The sequence below is a fragment of the Rhizobium sp. SVR5-9E genome (assembly GCF_056755095.1).
Genome location: NZ_JBNDHS010000855.1, coordinates 1 through 229, shown reverse-complemented (window position 1 = coordinate 229; position 229 = coordinate 1). Strand labels below are relative to the sequence as shown.

1 protein-coding gene is annotated in these 229 nt (G+C 60.3%); it reads right to left on the bottom strand.

What is annotated here, in order from left to right; translation table 11 throughout:
* Positions 1 to 229 (bottom strand): hypothetical protein (locus ACPYOJ_RS37265; protein WP_481420669.1); only part of this gene is annotated, 229 nt, incomplete at both ends.

Below are 229 nucleotides of genomic sequence, written 5' to 3'. Positions count from 1 at the left end.
CTTTGAGACAGCAGACCAAGATCGGTCAGACCCTGAATGTTGGAGTGACCACGCAGGGCGTTCACGCCGCCGCCTGCCATCCCCATGTTGCCGAGCAGCAGCTGAACCATCGCCATGGTACGGATGTTCTGCGCGCCGACAGAGTGTTGGGTCCAGCCGAGCGCGTAGAGGAACGACGCCGTTTTGTCTTTCGCGCTGGTTTCGGCGATAAGCTCGCACACCTTCAGGA